Source organism: Streptomyces sp. E11-3, assembly GCF_046540415.1.
Classification (GTDB): domain Bacteria; phylum Actinomycetota; class Actinomycetes; order Streptomycetales; family Streptomycetaceae; genus Streptomyces.
In genome coordinates, this window is the sequence record NZ_JAZGRL010000024.1 from 1 (window position 1) to 3699 (window position 3699).

Genomic DNA, 3699 nt, shown 5'->3' on the forward strand with positions numbered 1-3699 from the left:
CGGAGCCGACCCCGCCGTACGCCACGAACCCTCCGGCCGTGCCCCGGCCCCCGCCCACGCCCAGCTGACCGCCGCCATCGCCCGCGCGGCCATCGCCTTCCTCGCCGGCCCCGACCGGGCGAAGCTGCGGGCCTGCCACGGCCCCCGCTGTGTGCGCTACTTCCTCAAGGAACACCCGCGCCAGGAGTGGTGCAAGCCGTCCTGCGGCAACCGCGCCCGGGTGGCCCGCCACCACGAGCGGCACCGCGCGACCGGCCGGTAACCGCCCGGGGCCCGGCTCCGTCACAGCCGCGGAGCCACGTACCATGGCGACATGTCCTTCCTCCGCCGCCGCAGTTCCGCCACGCCCGCGGGCCCGGACTTCGATGTCCTGGCCATGGACCCGGGTGACTGGCCCGGCAATCTCGGCGCGGGCCTGCTGCCCGCCCCCGACGGCAGCTGCCAGGGCGTGTTCCTGCGGTACGACCTGTTCGGCGGACGCGGCCCGGCGATGATCATCGGCAATCTCCCCGAGGGGTCACCGGCCCGCGAGGTCGAGGACAAGCAGGTGCCCTTCGAGGTGGCACAGCTGCTCCTCGCGCTGGAGAACGACGAGGACATCGAGGTCGTCGAGACTGAGGACGTCCCGGTGATGCAGGGCGACAACCTGCTGATCGTGCGGCGGATCAAGCTCTCCGAGAGCCGTATCTCCTGCGTGCAGTTCGACCGCAGCGACAAGGTCCTGGTCACCATCGCGGCCTGGGACCGTCCCATCACCGACGACCTGTACGCCCTCCTGAAGCCGCTGCCCGCGGAGCTCTTCCAGCAGGGCTGAGCAGGACGGAGCAGCGCCGAGCAGGCCTGACCGAGCCGCCCAGGCGTCACTCGGCGGCGTCGAGGTCCCGCGCGTAGTGCTCGATGGCCCGTCGGTACTGCCGTACCTGAGGGTCCTGGCTGGTGGCGGCGAGCAGTTCCAGCAGGGTGCGCATGGCCTCGTGGTGCTCGTCGACGTTGTAGAGCGCCATGGCGAGGAAGGTGCGCAGGGCCCCGTCGCCGGGGAACTCGTCGACACCGCGGCGCAGCGTGGCCACGGCCTTCTCGTACCGGCCGAGCACCCGGTACGTACTGCCGAGGCCGAGCAGCGCACCCCTTCGGTCCTCCGGTGCGAGGCCGCTGCCGTCGAGGCCGCGCTCGTAGAACGGGACGGCCTCGGCCTCCAGGCCCAGCACATCGTGCACCCAGGCGGTCTGGTAGGCCACCTCGGCGTCGTCCGGGTGCTCGGCGCAGAGCGCGAGGAGGCGTTCCCTGGCCTGTTCGGCGGCCCCCTGCTCGCGCAGCCTCACGGCCGCGGCCAGCTGGTCGTCCCTGCCGCGTCCATGCATGCGCCCATCGTAGGCACGTACGAACAGGAGGCCTTAGCCCTACGCAGGGCCTACGAGCCCGAGGGGCCTGCCTGCACGTCCGCGGCGCGCACATACGCCACCCGGTGGCCGAACTGGATCTCGTAGTACATGTCCTTGCCGCGCACCACACGGTGACCGGACGAGTCGAACGTCGTCGCGTAGTAGTACTCGCCCGGGATCTTCCGCCCGGCCACGTACTGCTGTCCGGCGGGGAGCTTGTACGGCAGTGGCGAGACCGCCTGGACCGGGACGCCCTCCGGGTACGCCGCCGCCTCCGGGTAGGCCCGCCCGTACACCGGGATGTCCTGCTCGCCGGCCTTGGGAGTGACGACCGTTCCGGCCGCGTCGACCGCTGTGGGCCGCTTCGGCGGGTTCTTGAACCAGGCCTTCTGGCCGAGGAACCAGATCGCGGTCCAGTCGCCCCTGCGCTCGGCGACCGCGAACTGCTGGCCGGTGGAGACCCGGGAGCCCACGTCGTTCACACCGGTCGTCGAGGCACCGCCACCGGGCCGCAGTCCGATGTCCTTGACCAGGGGCGCGTCGTCGCTGGGCGCGGTGTGGACCCGTACCGCGCTGGAACCGTGTGCCGGGCACGGCTCGCCGGGCTCGGTGCAGCCGGTGAACTCGGGGCGGTGCCGCTCGTACTGCGGGCGTACCGTCACCAGGCCGCCGTCCGGTCCTGCCGTGCGCTTCAGCGGCTTGCCGAGGAGCGCGAAGTAGTGCCGCCAGTCCCAGTACGGGCCCGGGTCGGTGTGCATCGCCGGGACCACGGACGACACCGGACCCTGCACCGTGTCATGGCCCAGGATGTGCTGCCGGTCCAGCGGGATGTCGTACTTCCGCGCCAGGTGCTTCACCAGCTGCGCCGAGGTGCGGTACATCGCCTCCGTGTACCAGGCGTCCGGGGCGGTGAGGAAGCCCTCGTGCTCCAGGCCGACCGACTTGGCGTTCACGAACCAGTTGCCCGCGTGCCAGCCCACGTCCTTGAGGTCCAGGTGCTGGGCGATGTGCCCGTCCGTGGAGCGCAGGGTGTACTGCCAGGACACGTACGTCGGGTCCTGCACCAGCTTCAGGGTGGTGTCCCAGCTGCCCTCGGTGTCATGGACGACGATGTAGTCGATCGACTGGGACGACGGCCGGTTCGCCAGGTCGTGGTTGCCGTAGTCGTCGTCGCCGAACTCCTCGTACGGTGCCGGAATCCACTCGCAGGACACGCTCCCCGGGCACTCGGTCGGCCCCTCTGCCGCCTGCCGCAGCCCCAGCTTCGCCAGCTGCGGGGCGTCCGGTTCGAGTTCCGGTGTCGCGTTCACGGCGACACGCTGACCGGCGTCGGTGGTGCGCTGCTGGCCGTCCCTGAGTACGGCGAACACCTCGCCCGCGTACGACGCCGCGGTGGCCTGGTCGTCGGCGCCGGAGAAGCGGGCCACCGCGCCGTACCAGTCGGCGGGATCGCTGCTCGGGGCGCGCCCCGACTCCTTCTGCGCCTCGGCGAGCAGCGCCGCGCCACCGCGGATGTTGGCCGCCGGGTCGCTGCGCAGCCGCTCGGCGGAGAGCCCGGTCAGTTCGGCGGCCCGCGGCAACGTCCTGAGCCGCTCCGGGAGTTCCCCGGGCTCCGGCAGGTCGGTGTCCGGTACTGGCGCGGGGCGTGAGGTGTCGCCGCGGGCGTCCTCCGTGCCATGGCTGTGGTGGGGGGTGCGGGCCAGTGCGGTGCGGGCGTCGGTGAGGTGCATCGGGCCGTAGCCGCCCGCCACACTGGGCGCCCCGCCGTGGGAGTCCCACCGCGACTGCAGATAGGAGACACCGAGCAGCACGCTCTGCGGCACCCCGTACTCGGCCGCGGCGGCCGCGAACGCGTGCTGCAGCCGATCGGCGGCTCCGACCTCGGCGGTGTCGGGCGGTGCCGCGGCGACCAGGGGCAGCAACAGTGCGGCCGACGCCACGGCGCCCACCGCCCTGCGCAGCCTGCGGCGTGCGGGAGCGGCTCGGTCCAGGGCGGATTCTCGCAATGCAGCCTCCTGGGGCGATGGGTCGCGATGGGGCGTGCGGGGCGGGACGTGGCTCAGTGGTACCTGCTCCCGGACGATCCGTCAATCATGCCTCAGGGGAGGGGATTTCCCTTGTCAACGCTGGTGCGGACGTGTTGCTGACGGGGTTTCACCGGGTGGCCCGCACCGCCTGCGGCGCGTCAGTGGCGTGGACCAATGGCCGACTGATCGCCCAGCTCACCTCGTTGGCGGAAGCACCCCTGCCAAGCACCCCCGCCACACACATACGGCGGTCCTCGACCCGCCCGAACCACGGGCGCGTCGAGGACCGC

At 72.2% G+C, this 3699-nt stretch carries 4 protein-coding genes; 2 read left to right on the forward strand and 2 right to left on the reverse strand.

The genetic code is table 11. The features are described 5' to 3' along the window. On the forward strand, positions 1–262 hold a 262-nt coding region (locus U9R90_RS34310), incomplete at its 5' end, for a CGNR zinc finger domain-containing protein (protein ID WP_411061249.1). Between the two features lie 51 nt (positions 263–313). Further along, positions 314–814 (forward strand): hypothetical protein, encoded by a 501-nt coding sequence (locus tag U9R90_RS34315; RefSeq protein ID WP_411061251.1) that lies wholly within the window; start codon positions 314–316, stop codon positions 812–814. Between the two features lie 46 nt (positions 815–860). Here U9R90_RS34315 and U9R90_RS34320 read toward each other — a convergent pair whose 3' ends face one another. Together U9R90_RS34320 and U9R90_RS34325 are read right to left on the reverse strand one after the other, a co-directional pair. Next, positions 861–1361 carry a tetratricopeptide repeat protein gene (locus U9R90_RS34320; protein ID WP_411061252.1) on the reverse strand — a complete coding sequence of 167 codons (501 nt, stop codon included), beginning with the start codon at positions 1359–1361 and terminating at the stop codon, positions 861–863. Between the two features lie 50 nt (positions 1362–1411). After that, complete coding sequence (locus U9R90_RS34325; protein WP_411061253.1) at positions 1412–3388, reverse strand: N-acetylmuramoyl-L-alanine amidase; 1977 nt, start codon at positions 3386–3388, stop codon at positions 1412–1414. Positions 3389–3699 lie beyond the last annotated feature (311 nt).

Coding starts and splice junctions, on each gene's coding strand:
- U9R90_RS34315 (WP_411061251.1), top strand. CDS start 314: ATGTCCTTCCTCCGCCGCCGCAGTTCCGCCACGCCCGCGGGCCCGGAC.
- U9R90_RS34320 (WP_411061252.1), bottom strand. CDS start 1,361: ATGCATGGACGCGGCAGGGACGACCAGCTGGCCGCGGCCGTGAGGCTG.